The organism is Aurantimonas endophytica (assembly GCF_014196845.1).
Classification (GTDB): domain Bacteria; phylum Pseudomonadota; class Alphaproteobacteria; order Rhizobiales; family Rhizobiaceae; genus Aurantimonas; species Aurantimonas endophytica.
This window is the reverse complement of the sequence record NZ_JACIEM010000003.1, coordinates 656,999-682,932: the sequence shown is the minus strand read 5'-3', so window position 1 is coordinate 682,932 and position 25,934 is coordinate 656,999. Positions and strand designations below refer to the sequence as shown.

General features: G+C 68.5%; 25 protein-coding genes and 1 tRNA gene. 7 read left to right on the top strand and 19 right to left on the bottom strand.

All coding sequences use genetic code 11. From position 1 onward, the window contains the following. Positions 1-16 precede the first annotated feature (16 nt). Entirely contained in the window at positions 17-622 is a 606-nt protein-coding gene (leuD, locus tag GGR03_RS14385; protein ID WP_183209147.1) for a 3-isopropylmalate dehydratase small subunit, read from the bottom strand. A 123-nt stretch (positions 623-745) separates the two neighbouring features. On the opposite strand from leuD, the gene GGR03_RS14380 reads away from it, so the two are divergent. Together GGR03_RS14380 and GGR03_RS14375 are read left to right on the top strand one after the other, a co-directional pair. Beyond that, positions 746-1,651, top strand: coding sequence for an HpcH/HpaI aldolase/citrate lyase family protein (locus GGR03_RS14380; protein ID WP_183209145.1), 906 nt, complete (start codon positions 746-748; stop codon positions 1,649-1,651). Continuing rightward, complete coding sequence (locus tag GGR03_RS14375) at positions 1,648-1,854, top strand: DUF1737 domain-containing protein (RefSeq protein WP_183209144.1); 207 nt, start codon at positions 1,648-1,650, stop codon at positions 1,852-1,854. The genes GGR03_RS14380 and GGR03_RS14375 overlap by 4 nt, the downstream gene beginning before the upstream one ends. A gap of 6 nt (positions 1,855-1,860) precedes the next feature. Here the strand turns inward: GGR03_RS14375 and GGR03_RS14370 are convergent, their stop codons facing one another. The 9 genes from GGR03_RS14370 to GGR03_RS24320 all read right to left on the bottom strand — a co-directional run bounded on the left by GGR03_RS14370 (position 1,861) and on the right by GGR03_RS24320 (position 12,561). Next, positions 1,861-2,283, bottom strand: a complete 423-nt coding sequence (locus GGR03_RS14370) for a metallopeptidase family protein (RefSeq protein ID WP_183209142.1) — start codon at positions 2,281-2,283, stop codon at positions 1,861-1,863. A gap of 123 nt (positions 2,284-2,406) precedes the next feature. Then, positions 2,407-5,922, bottom strand: coding sequence for an error-prone DNA polymerase (locus GGR03_RS14365; RefSeq protein ID WP_183209140.1), 3,516 nt, complete (start codon positions 5,920-5,922; stop codon positions 2,407-2,409). After that, on the bottom strand, positions 5,919-7,439 hold the full coding sequence (locus tag GGR03_RS14360; protein ID WP_343058795.1) for a Y-family DNA polymerase: 1,521 nt from the start codon (positions 7,437-7,439) through the stop codon (positions 5,919-5,921). The genes GGR03_RS14365 and GGR03_RS14360 overlap by 4 nt, the downstream gene beginning before the upstream one ends. Further along, complete coding sequence (locus GGR03_RS14355) at positions 7,405-8,355, bottom strand: ImuA family protein (protein ID WP_183209137.1); 951 nt, start codon at positions 8,353-8,355, stop codon at positions 7,405-7,407. Before GGR03_RS14355 ends, GGR03_RS14360 begins: the two co-directional genes overlap by 35 nt. A gap of 225 nt (positions 8,356-8,580) precedes the next feature. Beyond that, on the bottom strand, positions 8,581-9,786 hold the full coding sequence (locus GGR03_RS14350; RefSeq protein ID WP_183209134.1) for a YeeE/YedE family protein: 1,206 nt from the start codon (positions 9,784-9,786) through the stop codon (positions 8,581-8,583). A 168-nt stretch (positions 9,787-9,954) separates the two neighbouring features. Beyond that, positions 9,955-10,380: a carboxymuconolactone decarboxylase family protein gene (locus GGR03_RS14345; protein WP_183209132.1), complete on the bottom strand. Its 426-nt coding sequence runs from the start codon at positions 10,378-10,380 to the stop codon at positions 9,955-9,957. Further along, positions 10,313-10,744 carry a MerR family transcriptional regulator gene (locus GGR03_RS14340; protein WP_183209130.1) on the bottom strand — a complete coding sequence of 144 codons (432 nt, stop codon included), beginning with the start codon at positions 10,742-10,744 and terminating at the stop codon, positions 10,313-10,315. Before GGR03_RS14340 ends, GGR03_RS14345 begins: the two co-directional genes overlap by 68 nt. Positions 10,745-10,963: 219 nt before the next feature. Further along, positions 10,964-11,776: a metallophosphoesterase gene (locus tag GGR03_RS14335; protein ID WP_183209126.1), complete on the bottom strand. Its 813-nt coding sequence runs from the start codon at positions 11,774-11,776 to the stop codon at positions 10,964-10,966. Next, a complete protein-coding gene (locus tag GGR03_RS24320) occupies positions 11,773-12,561 on the bottom strand; it encodes a 4'-phosphopantetheinyl transferase family protein (protein WP_343058792.1) in 789 nt (262 codons plus the stop codon). The genes GGR03_RS14335 and GGR03_RS24320 overlap by 4 nt, the downstream gene beginning before the upstream one ends. Before the next feature lie 226 nt (positions 12,562-12,787). Here GGR03_RS24320 and GGR03_RS14325 point away from each other — a divergent pair, with 226 nt between their 5' ends. Further along, the gene (locus tag GGR03_RS14325) at positions 12,788-13,042 is read left to right on the top strand and encodes a DUF2188 domain-containing protein (RefSeq protein ID WP_183209121.1); all 255 of its coding nucleotides are present in this window, start codon (positions 12,788-12,790) and stop codon (positions 13,040-13,042) included. Between the two features lie 189 nt (positions 13,043-13,231). Here GGR03_RS14325 and GGR03_RS14320 read toward each other — a convergent pair whose 3' ends face one another. Beyond that, on the bottom strand, positions 13,232-15,811 hold the full coding sequence (locus tag GGR03_RS14320; RefSeq protein ID WP_252920258.1) for an EAL domain-containing protein: 2,580 nt from the start codon (positions 15,809-15,811) through the stop codon (positions 13,232-13,234). Between the two features lie 303 nt (positions 15,812-16,114). Beyond that, positions 16,115-16,189, bottom strand: a tRNA-Gly gene (locus GGR03_RS14315). 329 nt (positions 16,190-16,518) lie between these two features. Here GGR03_RS14315 and GGR03_RS14310 point away from each other — a divergent pair. The 4 genes from GGR03_RS14310 (at position 16,519) to GGR03_RS14295 (ending at position 19,090) form a co-directional block, all read left to right on the top strand. Next, positions 16,519-17,025, top strand: a complete 507-nt coding sequence (locus tag GGR03_RS14310) for a prolyl-tRNA synthetase associated domain-containing protein (protein WP_246367964.1) — start codon at positions 16,519-16,521, stop codon at positions 17,023-17,025. Continuing rightward, positions 17,022-18,026: a thioredoxin gene (gene trxA / locus GGR03_RS14305; protein WP_183209114.1), complete on the top strand. Its 1,005-nt coding sequence runs from the start codon at positions 17,022-17,024 to the stop codon at positions 18,024-18,026. The genes GGR03_RS14310 and trxA overlap by 4 nt, the downstream gene beginning before the upstream one ends. A gap of 115 nt (positions 18,027-18,141) precedes the next feature. Further along, positions 18,142-18,825, top strand: coding sequence for an LON peptidase substrate-binding domain-containing protein (locus GGR03_RS14300; protein WP_183209111.1), 684 nt, complete (start codon positions 18,142-18,144; stop codon positions 18,823-18,825). 58 nt (positions 18,826-18,883) lie between these two features. Continuing rightward, a complete protein-coding gene (locus tag GGR03_RS14295; RefSeq protein WP_183209109.1) occupies positions 18,884-19,090 on the top strand; it encodes a Trm112 family protein in 207 nt (68 codons plus the stop codon). A gap of 85 nt (positions 19,091-19,175) precedes the next feature. On the opposite strand, the gene GGR03_RS14290 is transcribed toward GGR03_RS14295, so the two are convergent. The 7 genes from GGR03_RS14290 to GGR03_RS14255 all read right to left on the bottom strand — a co-directional run bounded on the left by GGR03_RS14290 (position 19,176) and on the right by GGR03_RS14255 (position 25,922). Further along, on the bottom strand, positions 19,176-19,514 hold the full coding sequence (locus tag GGR03_RS14290) for a hypothetical protein (protein WP_183209106.1): 339 nt from the start codon (positions 19,512-19,514) through the stop codon (positions 19,176-19,178). A 352-nt stretch (positions 19,515-19,866) separates the two neighbouring features. Further along, positions 19,867-21,594, bottom strand: coding sequence for a sulfate adenylyltransferase subunit CysN (gene cysN / locus GGR03_RS14280; protein ID WP_183209103.1), 1,728 nt, complete (start codon positions 21,592-21,594; stop codon positions 19,867-19,869). Then, on the bottom strand, positions 21,594-22,496 hold the full coding sequence (gene cysD / locus GGR03_RS14275) for a sulfate adenylyltransferase subunit CysD (protein WP_183209101.1): 903 nt from the start codon (positions 22,494-22,496) through the stop codon (positions 21,594-21,596). Before cysD ends, cysN begins: the two co-directional genes overlap by 1 nt. Continuing rightward, positions 22,493-23,281, bottom strand: coding sequence for a phosphoadenylyl-sulfate reductase (locus tag GGR03_RS14270; RefSeq protein WP_183209100.1), 789 nt, complete (start codon positions 23,279-23,281; stop codon positions 22,493-22,495). The genes cysD and GGR03_RS14270 overlap by 4 nt, the downstream gene beginning before the upstream one ends. Positions 23,282-23,285: 4 nt before the next feature. After that, positions 23,286-23,795: a DUF934 domain-containing protein gene (locus GGR03_RS14265; RefSeq protein WP_183209098.1), complete on the bottom strand. Its 510-nt coding sequence runs from the start codon at positions 23,793-23,795 to the stop codon at positions 23,286-23,288. Further along, positions 23,792-25,483 carry a nitrite/sulfite reductase gene (locus GGR03_RS14260; protein ID WP_183209096.1) on the bottom strand — a complete coding sequence of 564 codons (1,692 nt, stop codon included), beginning with the start codon at positions 25,481-25,483 and terminating at the stop codon, positions 23,792-23,794. The genes GGR03_RS14265 and GGR03_RS14260 overlap by 4 nt, the downstream gene beginning before the upstream one ends. Before the next feature lie 88 nt (positions 25,484-25,571). Continuing rightward, positions 25,572-25,922 carry a DUF2849 domain-containing protein gene (locus GGR03_RS14255; protein ID WP_183209093.1) on the bottom strand — a complete coding sequence of 117 codons (351 nt, stop codon included), beginning with the start codon at positions 25,920-25,922 and terminating at the stop codon, positions 25,572-25,574. Positions 25,923-25,934: the final 12 nt, after the last annotated feature.

The window sequence follows — 25,934 nt, the reverse complement described above, 5'->3', positions numbered from 1 at the left end:
AGTAACCGGCCCGCCGTCACGCCCAGGGTCGGCGCTCGGCGAGGGCTGCCTCGTAGCTGCCGATCGAGTCCGCCTTCTCCATGGTCAGGCCGATGTCGTCGAGCCCGTTGAGCAGGCAGTGCTTGCGGAACGGGTCGAGCTCGAAGCCGATCGTGCCGCCATCCGGGCCGCTGATCGTCTGCGAGACGAGGTCGACGGTCAGCCGGGCGTTGGCCCCGCGCTCGGCATCGTCCATCAGCAGCGCCAGCTGCTCGGGCGTGACGCGGATCGGCAGGATGCCGTTCTTGAAGCAGTTGTTGTAGAAAATGTCTGCGAAGGACGTCGAGATCACGCAGCGAATGCCGAAGTCCAGCAGCGCCCAGGGCGCGTGTTCGCGCGAGGAGCCACAGCCGAAATTATCGCCGGCGACGAGAATGCTGGCGTTGCGATAGGCCGGCTTGTTCAGGACGAAGTCGGGATTTTCCGAACCGTCGTCGCGGTAGCGCATCTCGGCGAAGAGGCCGCTGCCGAGGCCGGTGCGCTTGATCGTCTTCAGATAGTCCTTGGGAATGATCATGTCGGTGTCGACATTGACCATCGGCAACGGGGCAGCGATCCCCGTCAGCGTGTCGAATTTCTGCATCCCCGGCATCCTTCCCTGTCGGCGTGTCGTCTCGTCAGGGCAATAGCATCTCGGACGGGCGGGGCAAACTCCGGAGGGCGCTGACGCGATTGCCTGTTTCACGTGAATCGGCGAAGAGGGCGCATGACCTTCGCTCCGCGTCCCCGCCGATCCCTGCTGTTCGTGCCCGCCGCCAATCCCCGGGCTCTCGAGAAGTCGACGTCGCTCGTCGCCGATGGGCTGATCTACGATCTGGAAGATTCTGCGGTGCCCGAGGAGAAGGACGCAGCGCGGGAGCGGCTGCGCGACCATCTGGCGGAGAGCTGTTTTCCCGGCGAACGGATCGTGCGCATCAACCCGCTGGACAGTCGCTACGGGACCGAGGATTTCCTCATGGCGCGGGGCGCCGGTGTCGACGCCATGCTCGTACCGAAGGTCGAGACCGTCGCCGGGCTCAAGCAGGTGGCCGACGCGCTGGCTGAGACCGACGCGCCGACGTCGATGCGGCTGTGGGCGATGATCGAGACGCCGCGCGGCATACTCGACGTCGACGCGCTCGCCGCGGCCGCCGCGAGCTGCCGCCTCGACGCCCTGGTGGTGGGACCGAACGACATCGCCTTGTCGACGGGGGTCGAACCCGGGCCTGACAGGGCCGAATTGCTGCCCTGGCTGATGCGGATCGTCCTGGCGGCAAAGGCCCATGGCCTGGCGACGCTCGACGGCGTCTATGCCGATTTTCGCGACGCGGCCGGCTTCGCCGCCGAATGCGCGGCGGGGCGGCGCATGGGGTTCGACGGCAAGACGCTCATCCATCCGGCGCAGGTCGACGCTGCCAACGCCGCCTTCGGCCCGTCGCCCGAGGCGGTCGCCCGCGCCGAGCGCGTGGTGGCGGCCTTTGCCGACCCGGCGAATGAAGGCAGGGGCGTCATCCAGATCGACGGCCGGATGGTCGAGCGGCTGCATCTGGAACAGGCGCGGCAGCTGCTGGCCGTCCAGGCTGCGATCGCGGCCGTTGAGCATCGACACACCGAAAGGATGCCCCGCCCATGAAGCTCTACCGCCTGCTCACCGGCGACGACGATGCCGCCTTCTGCCACAAGGTCTCGCTGGCACTGTCGAAAGGCTGGGACCTGCACGGATCCCCGATCTACGCCTTCGATGCGGCGAGTGGCAGGATGCGCTGCGGCCAGGCGGTGACGAAGACCGTCGAGGGCAAGGACTACGAGCCGGCGATGAAGCTCGGCGAGCAGTAGGGCGTCTCAGTCGGCATTCTCCTCCAGCGTCTCCATGTCGTCGTCAGACAGGCCGAAATGGTGGCCGATCTCGTGGATCAGCACGTGGCGGACGAGATAGTCGAGCGTCTCCTCGTGCTCGGCCCAGTAGTCGAGTATCGGCCGGCGGTAGAGCAGGATGCGGTTCGGCATCTCGCCGGTGACCGGCGTCGCCAGCTCGCCGACGCCGCGGCCCTCGAACAGGCCGAGAATGTCGAACGGGCTCTCGAGCGCCATCTCCTTGACGACATCGTCATCGGGAAAGTCGGCGACCAGGAAGCGGATGTCGCCGCAGAGCGCGCGGAAGGCCTCGGGCAGCTCGGCATAGGCCTCGATCGCCAGCGCCTCGATGTCGTCGAGGCCAGGAGCCATCTTTCCGCGCCAACCGGTCGCGTCGTTCTCTGCCGTCATGCGTCTTGTCCTTCGTCGCGGATCCCTGCGCCCATCTAGGCGAGCCTTGCCGCCGTTGAAAGACGGGGTCATCGGCCGACAGCAGCCCGTGCGATGGCGGCGGTTGACCCCTGCGGCTGACCCTCACTGGAAATTCCGCCCTTTCGGCAGGATCCGGCGAACCTCGCGATCGTTGGCGGGGTCGGGCGGGCCGCTTCCGGCGGCGACCATGCGCAGATGACGATGCAGGAGCTTCTTCTGCAGGCGGCCCTCGTCGACAGGGCGGCGCACCTCGTCGGCCCGGGCCAGCGCTGCGCCAAGGGAGGCCCCGAGGAAAGCCGCGTCCGGCGCGGCGTTTGTCGGGCTGGCCTCGACCGTTGTCCGGATTTTCGGTCGGTGCAGCGGGCTGCGGACATGGTCGGCCGGCGCGAGACCCGCATGGGCGGGAAACTCGCCGCGCGCGACGCCCATCAGCAGGGGCGTCAGGTCGGTGATGGTCTCAGCCACGACATGGATGACGCCGTGATCGGCCTGCATCCTGCCGTTCACCCGCACGAAGCGGGCGCCCAGCACGATCGGCCGAAAGCGCTCGAAGGTCTTCGGCCAGACGATGATGTTGGCAACGCCCGTCTCGTCCTCGATGGTCATGAAGATGACGCCCTTGGCCGAGCCCGGCCGCTGGCGGACGAGGACGAGGCCGGCGACGCTGACGCGGCTGCCGGAGGCGAGCCGCTCCAGCTTCTCGTCCGGCATGACCCGCAGGGCGTCGAGTTCGCGCCGCACGAAGGAGACCGGATGCGCCTTCAGCGAAAGCGACAGGAAGCGGTAGTCGTTGATCACCTCCTCGCCGACCGGCATCGGCGGCAGATGCGCATCGGGCTCGGCCTGCAGCTCGGCCGCCGACACGCGCTCGAACAGCGGCAGCCGCTCGGCGGCGCCGTTCGGATCGAGTGCCCGGCAGGCCCAGAGCGCATCGCGGCGGGAAAGCCCGAGCGAGCCGAAGGCGTCGGCATCGGCCAGCCGCTCGATCGTCGCGCGCTTCAGCCCGGAGCGCAGCCAGAGGTCGCGGACCGAATCGTAGCCGGCGCCACGCGCGGCCACCAAAGCCGCCATCTCGGCCTCGCCGAGGCCCTTCACCTGTCGGAAGCCGAGCCGCACCGCATGGCGCGTCTTGATCACGCCCTGCATCGAATGGTGGCGCGGCTTCATGCGGCCGGGGTCGAAGGGGGCTTCCTCCAGCGTCTGGTCGAAGGCCGAATGATTGATGTCGACAGGTCGGATCTCGACGCCGTGCTCGGCCGCGTCGCGCACGATCTGCGCCGGGGCGTAGAAGCCCATCGGCTGGGCGTTGAGGAGGGCGGCCGCGAAGACGTCCGGATAATGGCATTTCAGCCAGCAGGAGGCGTAGACCAGCAGCGCGAAGGAAGCGGCGTGGCTTTCGGGAAAGCCGTATTCGCCGAAGCCCTCGATCTGCTTGAAGCAGCGCTCGGCGAAGTCGCGCTCGTAGCCGCGATCGACCATGCCCTCGACCATCTTCTTCTGGAAAGTGTGGATGGTGCCGACCCGCCGGAACGTCGCCATGGCGCGGCGCAGCCGGTCGGCCTCGTTGGGGGTGAAGCCGGCGGCGACGATGGCGATCTTCATCGCCTGCTCCTGGAACAGCGGCACGCCCAACGTTCGTTTGAGCACGTCCTTCAATTCCGGGCTCGGATAGGTGGCCTCCTCCAGTCCCATCTTGCGGCGCAGATAGGGGTGGACCATGTCGCCCTGGATGGGACCTGGCCGCACGATCGCCACCTCGATGACGAGGTCGTAGAAGCAGTTGGGCCTGAGCTTCGGCAGCATGGTCATCTGCGCCCGGCTCTCGATCTGGAAGACACCCAGCGTATCGGCCCGGCAGATCATTTCATAAGTCGGCTTATCATCCTGGGACTCGGAGAGCTGGGCGAGGGTCACCGTCCGCCCGTAATGAGCTTCCAGCAGGTCGAAGGCGCGGCGCAGGCAGGACAGCATGCCGAGCGCCAGGATGTCGATCTTGAGGATCCCGAGCTCGTCGAGATCGTCCTTGTCCCATTCGACGATGGTGCGCCCCTCCATGGCGCTGTGGAGGATCGGCACGACCTCGTCGATGCGCCCCCGCGTGATGACGAAGCCGCCGACATGCTGGGAGAGATGGCGCGGGAAGCCGGCGATTTCCTCGGCATATTTCAGGACGTTGGCGGTGGTGGGATCGCTGGCTGACAGCCCTGCGGCGGCCGCCTCCCGATCGCCGAGATCGCCGGCGTGATAGCCGCCCCAGATCGAGCCGGAAAGGGCCGCGACCGCATCCTGCGACAGGCCGAATGCCTTGCCGACTTCGCGCGCGGCGGAGCGGGCGCGATAGGTGATGACGGTGGCGGCGAGTGCGGCGTTGTCGCAGCCGTAATGCTCAAAGATGTACTGGATCACCTCCTCGCGGCGCTCGTGCTCGAAATCGATGTCGATGTCCGGCGGCTCGCGTCGGTCCGACGAGATGAAGCGCTCGAACAGCAGGCCGGCGCGCTCCGGCGAGACCTCGGTGATGCCAATGGCGAAGCAGACGACGGAATTGGCGGCCGAGCCGCGCCCCTGGCAGAGGATGCCGTGCTCGCGGGCATGGCGGACGATGTGGTGGACGGTGAGGAAATACGGCTCGTATTTCAGCTCGGCGATGATCGTCAGCTCGTAGTCGATCTGCGTGGTGACGTTCTCGGGCACGCCCTCGGGATAGCGCCATTTCGCCCCTTCATGCGCGAGGAAGCGGAGCTCGTCTTCCGGGCTGCGGATCAGCCCCAGCGCCTCGTCGGGATATTCGTAGGAGAGGCTCTTCAGGTCGAAGCCGAGGCCTGAGAAGAAATGCCCGGCATTCTCGACCGCCGCCGGATGGTGGCGGAACAGCCGCTCGATCTCGCGCGGCGCCTTGAGGTGGCGCTCGGCGTTCCGGGTCAGGATGGTGCCCGCCTCGGCGATCGGGACGTGGGCGGCGATCGCGGTCATCACGTCCTTCAGCCGGCGTCGGGCGGGCGCGTGGTAGAAGGCGTCGTTGGTGGCGAGAAGCGGGGTCCGGCAGTGTCCGGCCAGCCGCGCGGCGCGGGCGAGGCGGCGCGGGTCGAGCCCGTCATGGGCGGGCGCCGCCGCCAGCCAGACACGCTGCGGAAAGGCTTCGGCCAAGGCGTCGAGGCTGGCGGCGACCGCCGTCTCGACGGGCTCGGCCTCGGCGCCGCCGCCGAGCGCCGCCGGCGCCAGCAGCGCGAGGTTGATGCCTTCGCCCCATTCCAGGAGGTCGGGCAGGGTCAGCAGGCAGTCACCCTTTTCGGTGCGCAGATTGCCGCGGCTGAGCAGCCGGCAGAGCCGGCCCCAGCCGGCCCTGTCGCGCGGATAGGCGAAGATGTCGGGCGTTTCGTCGGCAAACACCAGCCGGGCGCCGGGCGCATAGGGAAGCGCCGCTTCCTTCGCCGCCTGATAGGCCCGGACCACGCCGGCGAGGCTGTTGCGGTCGGCAAGGCCGAGCCCCGCAAGGCCCAGCCGGTGCGCGGTGACGACCAGCTCCTCCGGCTGCGAGGCGCCGGCGAGAAAGGAAAAGCAGCTGGCGACGCCGATCTCGGAAAACGGCCGCGGCGGGCGGTAGGGGTCGATCCTCATGCGAAGAGCCCGTGCATGAACCAGGCCGGCCTTCCGTCCGGGATCTGCAACTCGGGATCGATCTCGGGGTCGGCGCGGCCCTCGCGGAACAGCCAGAAGCGCCGCCCGGCGTCGTCTTCCACCCGGTAATAATCGCGCGTCGCCGCATCCGCCTCGCGCCACCATTCGGCGGCGATGCGCTCCGGCCCCTCGGCGCGGCGAACCACATGCAGCGCCCGGCGCCAGCGGAATTTCAGCGGTGCGCCGTCCGGTACCTCGAAGCTCGCCTCGACCGGTTCCGGCACCGCCAGCATGCGCAGCGGCCGCGGCGCGCCCGAGGCGCCGACGGCGGCGGCCGGCCAGGGCGCAGGCGCCGCCGCCATCGCCGGCCGCCAGCTGCCGACGCGCTCGGGTCGGTGGCTCGCCTCCGACTTCAGCCGCAGGACATGCGCCTCGCCGAGCCGCGCGCCCAGCCGGTCGACCAGCCCGGCAAAGGCGTCGTCGCCGTCGTTCTCGCCGGAAAGGTCGGTCTGGACCTCCGCCATCGCCTCGGTGTCATGCACCGCCAGCTTGACGAGGTCGTAGCCGAAGCCGGCGTCGAAATCCTCACCGAGGCCCTTCATGCGCTCTCGGAACAGCCGCAGGATGCGCGACGGCTCGCGCACCGGCCGGGCGGCGCCGACCATCAGGCGGTTGACCGCCCCGTCGACCCTGAACAGCGACAGTTCCAGCCGCCGCGCGCCCTCGCCGCGGCGTTCCAGATCGATTTTCAGCCGGCCGGCGAGGCCGAACAGGATGCGCTCGACATCCTCGATGAGGCTGATCGGCTCGAATAGCGGACGTTCGGCGAGTAGCGCCGGGACCGGCCGGCGCGGCCCGATCGGGCGCTCGGCGAGGCCCACCGCCTCATCGAGCCGATCGAGCAGGCCGGCACCGAAACGCCGGGCGAGACCGGCGCGCGGCAGCGAAAGCAGCGCGCCGATACTCTTCAGCCCGAGCCGCTGCAGCATCGCCTCGAGATCCGGCGCGAGGCGGAGCGCGGCGACCGGCAAGGCCAGCACGGCGGCGCGCTCGGCCCCGGCCGGCACGCAGGGACGGTCCCCGTGTCCGACCAGCGCCAAAGCCGTGCCGGCATGGCTGGCGATCGCCGCGCTCGCGCGGAAACCCTGGTGGAACAGCCGGGCAAGAAGATCGTCCATCAGCGCCTTTTCGCCGCCGAAAAGATGCGCGCAGCCGGAAATGTCGAGGACGAGCCCGGCCGGCGGATCGAGCGCGACCAGCGGCGTGTAGCGGTCGCACCAGTCGGCCACCGCCTCGAGCAGCCGGCGGTCGGCATCCGGCTCGGCCGCCAGCGTCTCCAGCCCCAGGAAGCGCGCCTTGGCCTCGGCGAGCCCGGTTCCGGGCAACAACCCCAGCGTCTCGGCGCGGTCGCAGATTGCGGCGATGTGAAACGCGCTGCCGACGGGCGCGTAGAGCGCCAGCGGTGCCGGCTCGGCGCCCGCCTCAGCCCGCGCGTCGGAGCGCCAGAACCGCCCCATCCGCGCGCGCCGGATCCGGTCGGTCGACAGTTTCGGCAGCGACACGGCGAGAAAGCGCGGCCGCCGGCTCCCCGGCATCGAAACGTCGCTCATCGGATTTCCACTCCAGGAGAACATCGTGGGGACGGCCGGCGCGGGATTTTTCCACCGCGACGGCAAACACCGGATCGCCGATCAGCCGCTTCTCGCCGGCGAGATCGGCGACGGGCGCGGCGGGTCCCGGCCGGATGCGCAGCCGCAGCGGCGCGGCGGTGGCCTCGGCCCGGGCGCTCTGGCGCAGGAGCAGCAGCGGCAGGCCGGCGGCTCTCGCCCGCAGATGCAGGCGCCGCGTGCCTTCCAGCCCCAGCCGGGCCGGATTGCCGCGGATCTCGAGGATCGCCATCGCCAAGGACGGGGAGGCAGCGGCCTCCTCGGCGGCCCAGGCGGCTTCCTCCAGCCGCTTCGTGCGCACCAGGCAGAGCGAGGCCGGGTCGAGGCCGAAGCCGGCGAGCCCCGGCCCGTAGGGCAGGCCCGCCTCGGCAAAGGCAAGGGCGTCGCCGATCCACAGCAGCGGCCGGCCGGGCCGGGCGCCGAAGCGGATGGCAAGTGCGAGGGCGAAGCCCGACAGCGTGCCGCCGTCGCGCGTCTCGTCGAGATGGATCTCGCTGAGGCCGGTGGCGGGAAAGCCGCCGCCGAGCGCGGCGTCCGCCTCGGGGCAGCCGAGCGAGGTGAGCGCCAGCGCGCTGCGCCGCGCCACCTGGCCCTGCCCGCCGCCGTCCGGGTTTTCCAGCCGGCAGACCGGCTCGCCCTCGATCGCCGCAATACGCGCCTTGAGCCCGGCAAGGGCATGATTCCTAGAAACGCTGCCGGCGCCGGGCGGACGCGCAGCGGCGGCACCCCCGGCGCGGTACAGCGAGGACAGATCGGTCGAGGCCATAGGATTCTCCTTCGCCCGCAGGGGTTTGCGGCCGTTCCGCCTCGGCAAGAGGTTTGTTCCGGATATGTTCCTATGGATTCCAGAGGGCCGTGGGAGAGTCAAGCGGAGTCTGGAGAGGGGACGAAGGGCGCGGCCGGAGAGGACTGGATTCCTTGGATTCAGGAAATAAAAAAGCCGCCGCGAGAGATCGCGGCGGCTTCCGGGTCGTCCGATCGGACTTGAGGGTCAGGCGTCCTTGGGGCCTTCTCCGGCGAAGAAGAACGGCCGCAGCCGGACGCCGAGGGTCGAGCCGGCGAAGGCCGCGACCAGCCACAGCCAGCCATGCAGGCTGCCCGAGGCGATGCCGCCGAAATAGGCGCCGATATTGCAGCCGAAGGCGATGCGGGCGCCGTAGCCCAGCAGCAGCCCGCCGACCACCGCCGCCAGCACCGAGCGCTTCGGGATGGAAAAGTTCGGCGCGAAGCGGCCGGCCAGCGCCGAGGCGAGCAGGGCCCCGAGGATGATGCCGAAATTCATCACCGAGGTGATGTCGGCAAAGATGTTCCCGGCGAGCGCCGTCGCGTTGGCCGGCTGCTGCCAGTAGAACCAGGCCGACGGCTCAACGCCGACGAACTGCGACAGCTTGGCGCCCCACAGCGCGAAGGCCGAGGTGATGCCCCAGGGTCGGCCGGCCAGCGCCAGCGTGGCGAAGTTGAGCAGCGCCAGCGCGACGGCGCCGGCGACCAGCGGCCAGGGGCCGCGGGCAAAGCGCGCAAGGCCTTGGCGCTTGGTCGGCTCGGCCTGCTCCAGCCCGCCATGCCGGCGCTTCTCGACGAGGATCGTCACCGCCGCGATCACCGCGAAGAGCGCAAAGGACAAAACGATGCCGAGTGGCGCGCCGAAGGTCTCGACGACCGAGATCGGCTCGAAGGAAGGCAGCGCCATCCACCAGTCGAAATGGATCGTCGCGAGCAGCGAGCCGACGATGAAGAAGACCAGCGTGATCAGCATGCGGGCATTGCCGCCGCCGGCGGTGTAGAGCGTGCCGGAGGCACAGCCGCCGCCGAGCTGCATGCCGATGCCGAAAATGAAGGCGCCGACGAGTACCGGGATGCCGACGGGCGAGACGAAGCCCGATACCTCCTGGCCGAACAGGCTGCCGGCGGCGAGCGCCGGGAAGAACAGCGCGACGGCAATGGCCAGCATGACCATCTGCGCACGCAGGCCGCGGCCGCGACCATCGCGGATGAAGTTGCGCCAGGCCGAGGTGAAGCCGAAGGCGGCGTGGTAGAGGACGAGGCCGAAGGCGCCGCCGACGACGAAGAGCGCCGCGATGCGCGGGCTCTGGCCGAGGCCAAGCCCGAGCGCACCGATGAGGCCGAGGCCGAGGGCGACCCAGACGGCGGGGCTCACGGCGCCGCCGGGGCGGCCGGCCATGGTGATCTGCGACATGGATGTCTCCGAGGATGGTGTCAGGCCCAGAGATAGGGAGGCGGCCGGACGCGGACGACGCATGGATTGCTCGGGTTTCGCCGGGGAAGCGAAAGATCTACCCCGGATCGGCGACGGATGAGGTGGCGGGGGCCTCGGGCCTGCGGCGCCCGCCACAGTCGTTTGGTGTCAGCTTCTCGCTATGTCTTCCGTGCCGGACCCTTCTTCGTGAAGGGCGAACACCTCCTTGGCCGCAAAGAGGCCGTTGAGAGCGGCGGGGAAGCCGGCATAGACGGCCATCTGCATGATGACCTCGACGATCTCGGTGCGGGTCAGCCCGACATTGAGGCCGGCTTCGACATGCACCTTGAGCTGCGGGGCAGCGTTACCAAGGGCCGTGAGCGCTGCGATGGTTGCAATCTCGCGACTGCGCAGATCAAGCCCGGGCCGGCAGTAGATGTCGCCGAACGGGAACTCGATCAGGTATCGCGCGAAATCCGGGGCTATGTCGGCCAGGGAAGCGACGACCTTCTCGCCGCCTTTGCCGTCAATCCGTGAGAGCGCCTTCTGCCCGCGCTCGAAGCGGCTTTCGTCTTCTGCCTGGTGATGCGTCATGGTCTTTGGTCTCCTTGATACCGCCGGGATAGCCAGCGATCTTGGTATCGAGGACGAGAAGGCAGGCCTGCAGTTCGGCGACATGGGCTCGGACACGCTCGCGATGTTCTTCGAGCATCTGCCGGCGCGCCGGTCCGGTCACGTCGCCTTCCGCACGGAGCGCCGCGTAGCGCAGCATCTGGCTGATCGGCATGCCGGTCGTTTTCAGGCGGCCGAGAAATTCGATCCACGTCAGGATGGCTGCGTCGTAGTCCCGCTGTCCCGAGCGGTCACGATCAGCATAGGGAAGCAGCCCGATCCGCTCATAATAGCGAAGCGTGTGGGCCGACAAACCAGACCGCCTTGCGAGCTCGCCGATCTTCATGGGTCCCTTTCTCGTCACGACGCGGATACAGCTACCCCTTCGAGTGCACTCTAAGTCAAGGGCTGCGTTATGTGCCGGCCTCTTTCTCTCTCGGGTAGCCCCGACAGGCGGTCCCAAGGCTACTGAAGGGACGGGCAAGTTGCCACCGTTACCCGCCCGAGAGAGCGGTCCTGTAGCATTTGCTGACGGGCGCCCTGGCGCCGAGGGGTGGCCGTGAGATCACACCCTGATCCGGCGCAGCGCCGCGTCGGGCTCGCGCCGGCCGCGCCACTGCTTGGGGTAGCCGAAGGAGACCTCCTCGAAGGCGACGCCGTCGATCTGCCGCGAGGACGGCATGTGGAGATGGCCGGAAACCACCGCGCGGGCGTTGTAGCGGGTGTGCCAGTCCTCGGTGCGCGTCGTGCCGCACCAGATCGAGAAGCGCGGGATACGCGGCAGCCGGGCAAGCTCCTGACGCAGCGGCCAGTGATTGACGAGGACGTTGGGGATCGCCGTGTCGAGTCCGCCGAGGCGCGCCTCGGTGGCGGCGACGCGGGCGGCGCACCAGTCGCCGCGGCTGGCATGCGGAGCGGCGAGCAGCAGGCTCTCGTCGGCGCAGCGAAGACCTGCCTCGCGCGCCCAGGCGACGGCCGATTCCAGCGCGACGTGCGCCGGCCGGAAGGAATAGTCGTAGAGCAGGAACATCGGCACGATGCGCACCCTGGTGCCGTCCACGACGATGACGGGGTAATCGTCCTCTGGAGTCAGCACGCCGCGTTCGCGGCAGCGCTCGACGAAGCGCTCGTAGCGCGCCTCGCCCTTCAGCGGCGTGCCATGCGAGGCGACGGCCCAGAGCTCGTGATTGCCCGGCACCCACACCAGCTGGCGGAATTTGTCCTGCAGCGCGTCGATGGCGAGATCGAGATGCCGCTCGGTCTCGCCGACGTCGCCGGCGAGGATCAGCCAGTCGTCTGGGCGCGCCTCGATGGCGTGGATCGCCTCGCGATTGGCGGGATGGCCGAGATGCAGGTCGGCGACGGCGAAGAGCTTCACGCCGTGCGCCCGCCGGCCGGCGCGTCGAGCGTGACGGGAGCGGGCGTCAGCGATTCGTCGAAGCCGGTGAGCGGCACGATGCGGCGGAATTGGACGTCGGCGCCGGCGGCGCCGGGCGAGACCGCAAGGGCGAGCCGGTGGGTGCCCGACACCCCGCCACGCCAGAAACGCCAGCGCGCCGGATCGTCCGGGCAGGAATCGTGGAAGGTGATGGTCGGCTCGGTCCCCGCCAGGTCGTAGGAGAAGCCGTCGAGCGGCAGGGCAAGCCCCATGCCGCGGGCTTTGATATAGGCTTCTTTGAGCGTCCAGACGGCGAAGAAACGCTCGGCCAGCATGGCGCCGCCGGCGCGGACGAATTCTGCCTCGGTGGGCGAGAAATATCGGCCGGCGAGATCATGCGTGGCGCTCGGCCGATCGGCGCGCTCGACATCGATGCCGAGATCGCAGTCGCGCGACACGGCGAGCGCGGCCAGCCCGCGCGTGTGGGAAAGGTTGAAGACGAGCCCGGGCGCCGCGCCGACGATGGCCGGCCGGCCGTATTGGTTGGCCTCGAAGCGCCAGTCGGCGGGGGCGGTCGGGGCGTAGCGCGACAGGACGGTGCGCACCATCGCCCGGCCGACCAGGTACTCGCGGCGTGCGCCCTCGACCTTGTAGCGCTGGTGGCGCAGGCGTTCGCCGGCATCGAGCAGGCGCTCATAGGCAGTATCCAGCGTCGCCGGCACGTCGGCGAGGAAGCCGAGCCAGACATCAATTTGGCCAGGAAGCGGCCCTGGCAGGGACGGCACCGGCACGGTCAGCGACCGAGCCGCCAGAACGGCAACGACAGGACCATGCTGAGGACCGGCGCCAGGCCGGCGAGGATCAGCGTGCGGGACATGGGCAGGCGGTATGACGTGGTCGGCTCATCGCGCTGATATGGTGAGGCACGAGCCCGATGGCGAGGCGGCGGCGGAACGGGCGCCCCGCTCGCGACGTTTTGCGGGCTCCACAGGCAGATGAAAGGCCGACCCTATGAGCGAACTGCATTACCTGATCGTCGAGCACGATGGCGGCTGGGCCTACAAGGTCGGCGACGTGTTTTCCGAAACCTTCGGTGACCACGACACCGCACTCGCCGCCGCCAAGGACGCGGCCGAGCGCCAGCGCCTCGCCGGCGAGACCCGCGGTATCAGCTACGAGACGGCCGACGGCCAATGGCACGAGGAAGTCGCCGATGGCGGCGACCGGCCGGAGACCGAGGTGGACGACGTCACGCCGAGGAAGTGAAGCCGGTGCGGCAGCGAGGCAGGCCTGCCTGACTGCCATTTCGGACAGGGTGGGCTCGATCGGACGAGCGAGTTCGAGTCTCGGAGAATATATCAGCGGGCAGAGCGACCCTCCGGCGATCCGAGCTTCGACAATCGGGGATCGGAAGTCGTGGGTCGCCGCTCCGCCGAACCGCGCCTCGAACGGGACCTACGAGACGAGTTGGTCCATGCGAGGCGGGAGCCGAAGCGACGAAAGTTCCGCCCCAGGGGCCTCGTTAGGCACGATGGCCAGGATCGCGGGTCTGGCATCGGAAAGCTCGGTCATCTGGCGACCGGTCAGGAACGGTCCCAGCGCGCTGGCCGGTCTGGGCGGGCTGAAGAGGTAACCCTGGACTTCGGTGCATCCCTCCAGGCGAAGCCGATCGAACTGGAATTGCGTCTCGACGCCTTCGGCGGTGATCGTCATGCCCAGGCTGATGCCCAGCCCCGTCACGGCGCGCACGATGGCGGCGTCCTGGGGATTTTCGGCAAGCTCCTTGATGAAGGACTGATCGATCTTGATCTTGTCGAAGGGGAATTGCCGCAGATAGCCGAGAGACGAGTAGCCCGTGCCGAAATCGTCCATGGAGATGTGCACGCCGAGCTCTCGCAACTGATGCAGCGTGGCAAGATTGACCTCGCTCTCCTGCAACAGGACCGACTCGGTTATCTCAAGCTCGAGCCGACTGGCCGCCAGCCCGGACGAGGTGAGGGCGTTGATCACGGCCGGCACGAGATTGCGGCTCTTGAACTGAACCGGCGAGAGGTTCACCGCGATGGTGAGGCCTGCCGGCCAGGTCGCGGCCTCCCTGCACGCCTGCAGCAACGCCCATTCACCGAGCGGCACGATCAGGCCGATCTCCTCGGCCATGGGAATGAACTCTGCCGGCGAGACCATTCCGCGCTCGCGGTGATGCCAGCGCATCAGCGCCTCGAAGCCGCTGACGGTGCTCGATCGGGCGGTGATCACCGGCTGGTAATACAGTTCGAACTCGCCGGCGGCCATGGCGTTGCGCAGGTCGAGATCCAGCGCGCGTCGGGCTCTCAGCCGCGAGTCCATCCCCTGCTCGAAGAAATGGAACGTGTTGCGCCCGTCGGCCTTGGCCCGATAGAGCGCCACATCGGCGTTCTTCAACAGGACGTCGGGTTCGTTGCCATCGCCCGGCGCCAAGGCGATACCGATACTGGTGCCGATGACGATCTGGTGGCCCTCGATCTCGTAGGGCGCGCTGACCGCCTCGATCAGACGGCGCGCCAGAATGCTGGCCTCCGCAGGCGTGCTGACCGCCGGCTGGATCACCGCGAACTCATCGCCGCCGAGACGGGCGACGATGTCGCGCTCACCCAGGCAGTCGCGAAAGCGATCGGCGACGGCCTGCAGCAGCTTGTCACCGATCGGATGGCCCAGCGTGTCGTTGACGCTCTTGAAGTGATCGAGATCGACGCAGAAGATCGCCAGCTTCTCGTCCCGCTGCCGGATACCGCCGAGCGCCCTGTCCAGCCGCTCGCGGAACAGGACGCGGTTGGGAAGGTTGGTGAGCGCGTCGTGATGGGCCATGTGCGCGATGCGCGCCTCGGCCTTGCGGCGTTCGGTGACGTCCATGACAGCCACCAGCACCGCCGGTCGCTCATCGACGCTGAGAACCCGCAGATAGGGATAGACGAGGATCTCCGAGCCGTCCGCCTTGACGTGCCGCCAGGCCTCTTCGGCCTCATAGCCTTCCTGGATCCCCTCGAGGACCGCTCGCGCAGTTTCGCGCGTTTCCGCCGGCCTGATGTCGAGGACCGACATGCCCAGGAAGGCGTCGCGGCTGTAGCCGTAGTGCCGGACGGCGGCATCGTTGACCTGCAGGAAGGAAAGCGTCGACGGGTCGTACAGCCACATCGGCACCGGATTGCTGTCGAACAGCAACCGGAACGAGGCTTCGCGCGCCTTGACCTCGGCGATGTCGGTGAGGGTGACGGACAGGAGATCGCGCACCGGCGAGACGCCGATCTTGACGTGGCGGGTCGCCGCCTCGCCCGGAATGGAAATCTCGAACTGCCGGCGCTCGCCCGTCTCGAGCGACTGCCGGAGATGGGCGAGGACGCCGTACTCCTCCAGCATCAGGTCGATTTCGGACAGGCGCTTCCACTGCAGCTTGTCCTGTGTCCGGCGCAGCAGGCGGCAGGCGCCATCATTGACAGAGATGATCTGGAAGTCGCTGGGTCGTCCCTCGTCGTCGCGGATCGCCGTCAAGGCGAGCATGCCTTCGTCGGTCGCGCCGAACATCGTGTCGACGAGGCTGTAGCGCTCGTTGCGGTCCTCCATGCAGGCAAGGATCACCGGGGGGCCCCAACGGCTTTCGAGGGGAAATGCCACGACGTTATACGTCTCGACTATGCCATTGCTGACGACATGCGCCAGCGTTCGACCCGGCTCGCCAAGGCGTAGCGCCGTCGTGATGACCTGACCCAGCGCCAGCTTGCACTCCGGTCTCAGCTCGTCGAGCGAGATATCGGCGCCATCCTGGCCGAGCCATTTCCGGAATGTCTCGCCGAACCGCACGATCTGGAATCCGCCGCTCGCGTCCTGGACGATGAGGGCGAGCTGTTCGGCCACCTGACCCAGACTGCCGAGCGCGACATCCTCGTAAGGGGGCAGCAAAGCGCCGACGCGGGCCGCGAGCCAGCGCCGATAGAGACCCTCCAATGCCGTGGTGCGAACGAATGCATCCGGGATATTCGATCGAGGAACTCTAATCGCCACGGAGTATGTTCTCTTCAGAGGTCGCCGTTCAGCGAGCACACCCATGCTGACGAGCTTCTAAGAAAACATTAACCCGCGCCAAAGCCGGCGCGGCGGAGCGAAATTTTCGGTCGACAGGATATGGTGAGGAGGGCAGGGAAACGAAGCGTCGGCAAACCCGCCGGCCTTGCCGACCGTCGTCTCGATCGCGTTCGAAGTGTAACCAGCCCGTCGGAACGCAAGGAACCGTTCAACGGCGGAGTGATCGCCTTCGACGTAAAAGCCCGAAAACAAGCCTTCGAAGTTCTGACTGCTTGGAAAATTTGGAGCGGGCGAAGGGATTCGAACCCTCGACCCCAACCTTGGCAAGGTTGTGCTCTACCCCTGAGCTACGCCCGCCCGCTCCGCGCAGCACCGAGGCGCTGCGACGGGCGCTGTATGGCCGAAAGCCGGGGTGATTGCAACAGGCAAATGACGCCGACGGTCAGATCTCCGCGAGTCCCGGCGCAGGGTCGGCCGGTAAGGCGGCTTCGGTGGTCAGGGTGGCGCCCGGAGGTAGTCGGCGGTGTGAGTCACGCGTTCGCGTCGACATGGCCGTCGCCAGCGATCGGCCGGTTCCCAAGGAGACCGACATCAAGAAACGCCTCTTCGCATCGGCGTCGCGTTTCGCTAGAGGCTTGGCCATAGCGCCGGGAGCGAGCGAGCCCATGATCGACACGCAGGAACGGATGATCGCCTATCTCGAGGGGCTCGGCATCGCCAGCCGGACGACCGCGCACCCGCCGCTGTTCACGGTCGAGGAAAGCCAGAGCCTGAGGGGATCGATTCCCGGCGGGCACACCAAGAACCTGTTCCTCAAGGACAAGAAGGGCCGGCTGTTCCTGGTCGTGGCGGAGGAGGACCGGGCGGTGGACCTGAAGTCCCTGCACCGCCGGATCGGCGCCAGCGGGCGCCTGTCCTTTGCCGGGGCGGGCGAGATGCAGGCGCTGCTGGGGGTCACGCCGGGCTCGGTGACGGCCTTCGGGGTCGTCAACGACACGGAGGGCGCGGTGCAGCTCGTGCTTGATGAAGGCCTGCTTGCGCACGATATGGTGAACTGCCATCCGCTGACCAACGCGGCGACGACAACCATTGCCACCAGCGACCTGATGGCGTTTTTCCGGGCCACCGCGCACGAGCCGCTCATCATCGGGCTGGACGGCGGGGTCGATGACGGCGAGGAACGGCGAGAATGAGCGACAATCCCTACGGCAATTCCTTCGGCGGCGGCTACGGCGCGCAGACCAGCCGGCCGGCCGCACCGGCGGCGGCGGCCCCGTCCGCCGGTCTGCAGGGCTTCGGCGCGGCGCCGCAAGCCGCCCCGCCCGGCGATCTGGTGAAGGACACGACCACGGCGAAATTTGCCGCCGACGTGATCCAGGAATCGCGCAACCAGCCGGTGCTGGTGGATTTCTGGGCGCCCTGGTGCGGCCCCTGCAAGCAGCTGACCCCGATCCTCGAGCGCGCCGTCCAGGCGGCCGGCGGCCGGGTCAAGCTGGTCAAGATGAACATCGACGAGCATCCGGCGATCGCCGGCCAGCTCGGCGTCCAGTCCATCCCGGCGGTGTTCGCCTTCGTCGGCGGCCAGCCGGTGGACGGCTTCATGGGCGCGCTGCCGGAGAGCGAGGTCAAGGCGTTTATCGAACGCCTCACCAAGGGCGCCGGCGGCGACCCGCTGGCCGAGGCGCTGGCCCAGGCGAACGAGCTTCTGGCGGCCGGCGACGCGGCGAATGCCGCGCAGCTCTTCGCAGTGATCCTGCAGCACGAGCCGGGCCATGCCGGCGCCACGGCGGGCCTGGCGGAATGCTACCTGGCGATGGGCGAGCATGCCCAAGCGCGGGCGATCGTCGAGCAGGTTCCGGCCGACGCGCCCGACGATCCGGCGCTCGCCGCCGTGCGCACCAAGCTGAAGCTCGCCGAGGAGATCGCCGAGCTCGGCGACCCGGTGCAGCTGCAGGCACGGATCGAGGGCGAAGCCGACGACCACCAGGCGCGCTTCGACCTGGCGCTCATTGCCCAGGCGCAGGGCGACCGCCCGACGGCCGCCGGTCACCTTCTCGAGATCATCCGGCGCGACCGGACGTTCATGGACGATGGCGCGCGGCGCAAGCTCTTGGAATTCTTCGAGGCCTGGGGCCCGGCCGACCCGGCCACCAAGGAAGCCCGCCGCAAGCTCTCGACGCTGCTCTTCTCCTGATCCGAGCTTGGGCCTCGTCGCTCCCTCAGGGGCGGCGAGGCAGCGCCCTGTCGCCGCATCCCCTTGAGATCGAACGCCAAGGCTCCACATGCCGGATCGGTAACGGAGAACGCCTTTGGTCCAGGCCGGCAACTACAATTACACAGACGAATCAGACCTGCCCGACGTGGTGCCGGTCTTCCCGCTCGGGGGCGCGCTGCTCCTGCCCGGCGGGCAGCTGCCGCTGAACATCTTCGAGCCGCGCTATCTGCAGATGCTGGACGACGCCATGGCCGGACGGCGGATCATCGCGATGATCCAGCCGAGCCTCGACGGCGCCAAGCGCGAGGACGGTGAGCCGGCGCTATGCCAGGTCGGCTGCCTTGGCCGTATCACCTCGCTGAGCGAGACCGGCGACGGGCGCTGCATCGTCAACCTGCACGGCATCGCGCGCTTTCGGGTGGTCGAGGAACTGGCCTCGCGCACGCCCTATCGGATGTGCCGGATCGCCGCCTTCGTGGGCGACCTCAACCTCGGGGAAGGCGCCGAGGAGGTCAATCGCGATGCGTTGCTCAAGGCATTCCGGCAATATCTCGACGCCAACCAGCTGGAAGCGGACTGGGAGAGCGTCACCCGCGCCTCCAACGAGACGCTGGTCAATGCGCTGTGCATGATGTCGCCTTATGGCGCCGCGGAAAAGCAGGCGTTGCTCGAGGCACCGGACCTGAAGACCCGCGCGGACACGCTGATCGCCATCACCGAGATCTCGCTGGCGCGCGACGGCGAGGAGGGCGACGGCACGTCGCACACATTGCAGTGAGCGGATTGGCGATGACGAACCTTCTCTCCGCCTTCGCGGCCTTGCGGATCGCCCGGCTATGAGCGAGCAGACGCCGGAGCGTCCGGAGACGCTGCTGCGGCCCGACCCGAAGCTGCTGGAGCTTCTCGTCTGCCCGCTGACCAAGACCCCGCTAATCTATGACCGCGAGGCGAACGAGCTCGTCTCGAAGGCCGCGAAACTGGCGTTTCCTATCCGCCACGGCATTCCGATCATGCTGGTCTCCGAGGCCCGCGAACTCGGCTGAACCGGATACGCAATCCTCAGGCCCTGAGCGGGAAGAGGCCGGACGCTGACGCCCGGCCTTTTTCCGCATTATTCCGACGAGCGGCCTAGTTGGCCGTCGGCGGTGCGGCAGGCGCCCCGCCTGCCTCGGGAGCCGCCGCCTGGGCCTTCGCCAGCACGTCGTTCTGGGCGAGGACGAGGCTGCGGATACAGCCGTTCTCGTCATTGGCGCCGCGGGCCGTCTCGGCCTCCGCGACATGGGCGGTGGCATCGGTGGTGTCCAGCCCGGCCTGACCGGCCTGGTCGATCAATGACTGGATCTGGGGCAGGGCCTCGGCGCAGGTCGGTGTCGGCTGTGGCGCCCCCATCTCGGGCGGCGCGCTCTGGGCCGCTGCCGCGACGGTGCTCAAGGCCAGCAGGCCGGCGGCGAAAACAGTGGTCTTCATCGTAAGTCTCCGAATGTCATTCTGGGGCCACCCGACCGGCAGCCTCGCGAATGGACGGAGGCTGGCCTTCCATCAAGGCTCGAATGCGGTCGGGTCATGCTCATTCCGCGGCAACTTTGCTGCACGCCGGTGTCGGCGACGTCGCCGTGCCACATTTGTGCGGCGCGGGTGGAGGCGTTCGGCGCGCGTCCTTAGCCCAGATGCCCGGCGGTGAGCGCCAGGCATGCGCCCAGCGAGGCCGTCAGCAGCAGTCCCTCCGCGACGGAAAGCCGGACGCGGGCCCCGCGCCTGTGTCGCAGCCGGGCGCGCGGCGCGCCGACGGCCGCATCGCCGTTGCCGGACGGCTTGCCGGTCAAATACCGGCGCCGTCGCCGACCGTGGTCGGATCGGGGCGGTCCTGCTGGGGCGGGACCTGGTCGGCGCCGAAGGCCGCCGCCACGAAGGGTCGGAGCACGAGGTCGAGGATCGCCAGGCCGAGCGCCGGCAACAGGCCGATGCCGAACAGGAAGGCGAGGAAGCCGACCAGCAGCGACGCCACGCCCCGGTAGCGAAGGACGCTGCGCCGGTGCGCCGGGTCGGCGACGGCGGCCTGGCCGAGCCACAGGGTCTGCAGCTTCGCCACTGCGCCCTGCGGCTCCGCGGTCGCGGCCTGACGGGTTTCACTCGCCTCGAGCGCGGTGACGACGCCGAGTGCCACCGTCTCGTTGGTCAGCGGGTCGATCAGGATGAAGGATCCGAGCTCGCGGTTCGCCTCATAGGTGGTCGCCACCGGCGGCCGGTCGAAGGCGATGCTGACCCGGCCGATCTCGTTCATGATCAGCGCGCTGGCGGGCCGTGCCTCGAAGGTGTGGATGTCGATCGTCGCATCGAGGCCGCGCACGATGGCGGGCGTCGTCGCCGCGCCGAGCTTGGCGACGAAGCGACCGCCGGCGACCAGCGGCCGCTCCGCCATCCACAGGATCTCGGCATGCAGTTTCTGCGCGACGGCGACCGTGTCGGAAGCCGCGACGATGACGTCGCCACGCGACACGTCGATCTCGTCGGCGAGCGTCAGCGTCACCGCCTCGCCGGTCCCGGCCGCCTCGACAACGCCATCCGGCCCGTAAACTTGGCTGACCCTGCTTGCCCGTCCGCCCGGCATGACCATCACCGCGTCGCCGGGCCTGACCTCGCCGCCGACGACCGTGCCGGCAAAGCCGCGGAAATCGAGATGCGGCCGGTTGACCCACTGCACGGGCAGCCGGAAGGCCGCATCGGAAGGCGCGAAGGTCGGCGGCTCGACGGCTTCCAGATGCGCGAGCAGCGTTCGCCCGCGGTACCAGCCCATGTTCGGCGAGGGCACGGCGATGTTGTCGCCGTTCTTCGCCGAGACCGGGATGAAGGCGATGTCGGTGAAGCCGAAGGACGGCAGGATCTCTTCGTAGTCGCGCTTGATCGCCTCGAAGCGATCCTCGGAGAAGTCGACGAGATCCATCTTGTTGATGGCGACGACGACGCTCTTGATGCCGACCAGCGAGGTGATGAAGGAGTGCCGCCGCGTCTGCGGCAGGATGCCCTTGCGCGCGTCGACGAGGATCACCGCGAGCTCGGCCTGGCTGGCGCCGGTCGCCATGTTGCGGGTGTACTGCTCGTGGCCGGGCGTGTCGGCGATGATGAAGGCGCGGTTGCCGGTCGAGAAATAGCGATAGGCGACATCGATGGTGATGCCCTGCTCGCGCTCGGCCGACAGGCCGTCGACCAGCAGCGCGAAATCGAGATCGGCGCCGGTGGTGCCGAACTTCTTCGAATCGCGCTTCAGCGTCTCGAGCTGGTCGTCGAAGACCGCATTGGTCTCGTAGAGCAGGCGGCCGATCAGCGTCGACTTGCCGTCATCGACCGAGCCGCAGGTGATGAAGCGCAGCAGGGATGCGGCAGGGGCAAGCGGGCCGGCGAGGGGATCGTCCGTAAGGTCCTCGTCCGGTGCGGGACCGGCGAAGCGCTCGTCCTCGACGACGACGGCGGGGTTGGCCATCGGGGCGAGCGAGGCATCGACCGTCTCCAGGGACTGGAGGTCACGGGGCTTGGGCAGGACGCTGTTCATCAGAAGTAGCCTTCCTGCTTCTTCTCTTCCATCGAGGCGCCCGAATCCTGGTCGATGACCCGGCCCTGGCGCTCGGAGGTGCGCGAGCCGCGCATTTCGGCGATGATTTCAGGCATCGTCGCAGCCTGCGACGGCACGGCGCCGGTCAGCGGATAGCAGCCGAGCGTCCGGAACCGGACCATCATGGTCTCGACCGTCTCGCCGGGCCTCAGCTTCATGCGCTCGTCGTCGCGCATGATCAGCGCGCCGTCGCGGCGCACGATCGGGCGCGGCGCGGCGAAATACAGCGGCACGACGGGGATATCCTCGAGGGCGATGTAGTCCCACACGTCCTGCTCGGTCCAGTTGGACAGCGGGAAGACGCGGAAGCTCTCGCCCTTCTTCTTGCGGGTGTTGAACAGGCGCCAGGGTTCCGGCCGCTGATTCTTGGCGTCCCAGCGATGCTCGGGCGTGCGCAGCGAGAAGATGCGCTCCTTGGCGCGGCTCTTCTCCTCGTCGCGCCGCGCCCCGCCGAAGGCGGCGTCGAACTGGTACTTGTCGAGCGCCTGCTTCAGCGCCGCGGTCTTCATCACGTCGGTATGGACGCGGCTGCCGGAATCGAACGGGTTGATGCCGGCGCGAACGCCCTCCTCGTTGGTGTGGACGATGAGGTCGAGCCCGAGGTCCCTGGCACGCTGGTCGCGGAAGGTGATCATCTCGCGGAACTTCCACGTCGTGTCGACGTGCAGCAGCGGGAAGGGCGGCTTGCCGGGGGCAAAGGCCTTCATCGCCAGATGCAGCATCACGGCGGAATCCTTGCCGATCGAATAGAGCATCACCGGATTGTCGGCGGTCGCCGCCACCTCCCGGAGGATGAAGATCGACTCGGCCTCGAGCCGCTGCAGATGGGTCATGGGCTTCATTGCGGCAGTCTTTCAAAAGCGGCATCGCCCTCGGCGGGGCGATGGTTGTCGGCGCGCACCGGGTTGCCGGCATCGTCGACATGCAGGCCGCACTCGCGCCTGGTCTCTTCTTCCCACCACCAGCGGCCGGCGCGCTCGGGCTCGCCGGGGCGCAGAGCCCGCGTGCAGGGCGCGCAGCCGATCGACAGGAAGTTCTTCGCGTGCAGCTTGTTGACCGGGACGCCGTTCGCCTCGGTGAAACGGACGATCGCGTCGCGCGACCAGTCAAAGATCGGGTTGGCCTTGACCAGACCGCGGGCGCCGTCGAAGCCCACGAAATCCATGTCGGCGCGGTTGGCCGACTGGTCGCGGCGCAGGCCGGTGATCCAGCCGGACGCCCCTGCGAGCGCCCGGCCGAGCGGCTCGACCTTGCGGACGCCGCAGCAGTTCTTGCGGAACTCCGGCGCGTAATAGAAGCCGTCGATGCCCTGGTCGTTGACCAGTTCCTCCAGCGCCTCGCCGCGCGGATACATGGCGCGGATGCGGCGGCCGTATTTCTCCTCGGTCTCGCGCCAGAGCGCGTAGGTCTCGGGAAACAGCCGGCCGGTATCGAGCGTCTTCACCGCGATCGGCAGATTATTGGAGAAGATCAGATGGGTGATCATCTGGTCCTCGATGCCGAGGCTGGTGGTGAACACGACGGGGCCGGGGACGTGCTCGGCCATCGCCGCGAGGCGCTCGAGCGGCGTCATCGCCGCGAAGCTGCCGTTGAACGCGGCCGCGAGCTCCCTCAATCGTTCGGACATCGCATCAGCCTTTCCGGGCCGCGAGGCGCTGCTGGAGGATGCTGGCCTCGGCCGTTTCGTAGCCGCTCTGGTAGCGGGCGCTGATGGCGTCCTTGGCTTCCATCCACTGCTGCACCGGCTGGCGGTTGGCCATGGTCTGCGGCAGTTCGACCTCATCGAAGCCGCAGGCCAGCGCGTCGGCGAACTGGTCGGCGATCAGCGGGCCGGAGGCGCGCAGGGTCCCGGCAAAGCCTGCGCGCCGCAGCCGCTTGGCCAGCGACAGGCCGCGCCCGTCGGAAAAGGACGGGAACTCGACGGCGATGAGGTCCACTGCCCCGAAGAACGGCGCGATCTCGTCCACCGGGGCGCTGTTCGGCACCGACAGACCGAAGCGGCGGTTGCTGCCGGCCGCCAGGACCGTGCCAGCCAGCGCCAGGGGAATCAGAACGGGCGCTTCCACGGACGCAGCGGCTTCGGCGGTGTCGATCCGCACATAGTCGTCGGGCTTTTCGCCGGATGCGGTGATCAGGGTCATTCGGCCGGCTCCCGGACTGCCTGGCGGGCGGCGATATAGTCCGCGAAGCCGGCCTTGAAGGGTTCGATCCCGGCGCGGCGGACGGTGTCGTTGAATTCCTCCCCGGCGGTGCGCTGGCGGAGATAGATGTCGACGATGGTCTCGATCGCGCCGGGCACGTCCTCGGCGTCGATGCCGGGGCCGAGCCGCTCGCCGAGCGCCGCGCGCTCGGTGGCGTCGCCGCCAACGGTGATCTGGTAGTTCTCCTTGCCGGCCTTCTCGAGGCCAAGGATGCCGATGGCGCCGACATGGTGGTGGCCGCAGGCATTGATGCAGCCTGAGATCTTGATCGGCAGCGGGCCGATGTCCTTCTGCCGCGCCTCGTCCGCGAAGGTCGTGGCGATCGCCTGGGCGATCGGGATCGACTTGGCGGTGGCCAGCGCGCAGTAGTCGAGGCCCGGGCAGGCGATGATGTCGGTGACGAGGCCGGCGTTGGCGGTCGCCAGACCCGCCGCCTGCAGCACCGCGAAGACTTCCGGCAAGTCGTCCTTGCGGACATGCGGCAGGACGAGGTTCTGGGCGTGCGTCACCCGCAGCTCGCCGAAGGAGAAGCGCTCCGCGATGTCGGCGAAGATCCGCATCTGCTCGGCGCTCATGTCGCCGGGCACCGCGCCGACGGCCTTCAGCGAGACGGTGAGGGCGATGTAGCCCGGCTGCTTGTGGGCAAAGCCGTTCTGCTCGACGAAACGGTCGAGGGCGGGATCGGCGCGGCGCGCCGCGTCCAGAACCGGCGAGGCGTCAGGCAGGTCGTCATAGGCCGGCGGCGCGAAATAGGCGGCGATCCGCTCCAGCTCTTCCTGCGGGGCGTTGATCGTCGGCCCGTCGAGCCTGGCGTATTCCTCCTCGACGCGACGGCGGAACTCGTCCTCGCCGGTCTCGTGGACGAGGATCTTCACCCGCGCCTTGTATTTGTTGTCGCGCCGTCCTTCGGAATTGTAGACGCGCATGACCGCCTCGAGATAGGCGAGCAGCTCGTGCTTGGGCAGGAAGTCGCGGACGACCTTGCCGATCATCGGCGTGCGCCCGAGCCCGCCGCCGACGACGATCTCGTAGCCGGTCTCGCCGGTCGTAGGATGGCGCTTCACCTTCAGGCCGATGTCGTGGACCATGATCGCCGCGCGGTCGTGCTCGGCGCCGGTGACGGCGATCTTGAACTTGCGCGGCAGCCAGACGAATTCCGGATGCAGGCTCGACCACTGGCGGATCAGCTCGGCGGTCGGGCGCGGGTCCTCGACTTCGTCAGCCGCGACGCCGGCGAACTGGTCGGCCGTGACGTTGCGGATGCAGTTGCCGGAGGTCTGGATGCAATGCATCTCGACATCGGCGAGCAGGTCGAGAATGGCTGGCACGTCGCGCAGCTTCGGCCAGTTGAACTGCAGGTTCTGGCGCGTCGTGAAGTGGCCGTAGCCCTTGTCGTAGGTCTCGGCGATGACCGCCAGCTGGCGCAGCTGCCGCGCGCTCAGCGTGCCGTAGGGCACAGCGATGCGCAGCATGTAGGCGTGCAGCTGCAGATAGAGGCCGTTCTTCAGCCGCAGCGGCTTGAACTCGTCGTCGGAGAGCGACCCGTCCAGCCGGCGTTCCACCTGGCTGCGGAACTCGGCGACCCGGTCGCGCACGAAACGCTCGTCGAATTCATCGTAGCGGTACATGGACACTCCTGTCGTCTCGGGTCGGAAAGCTTGTCGCGCTCTCCGCAATTCGTTCTAGCGATCCGCGACCCGCGGACCGTGCGCGCGCTCAGGCCGGCGTGGTGAATTCGGCCTGCTTGCCCATGTCCGGATGGATGGACGGGCCCTTCTGCCGCATGGCGTCGCGGAAATGCCGGGCGCGCGGTAGGCCGGTCTTGGTCAGGTCGACCGGCACCAGATACGGATCGACCACCAGATTGGCGACGAAGGCGGCCTTGCCTTCGGCTTCCATCGTCGCGGCGCTCTCCGCGTCGAAGGCGATGCGCGCGGCGGACGGGTCGAGCGTCCAGCCGGACTCGGCCAGAAACACGACGTCGCCGTCGAGGAGGTGGTTCGCCATCAGGATCGCCGGGAGGGTATCACCCCTGACCTTGGATCCGGCCCGGTGTTCGGCGGCCATCGGCATCTCCTG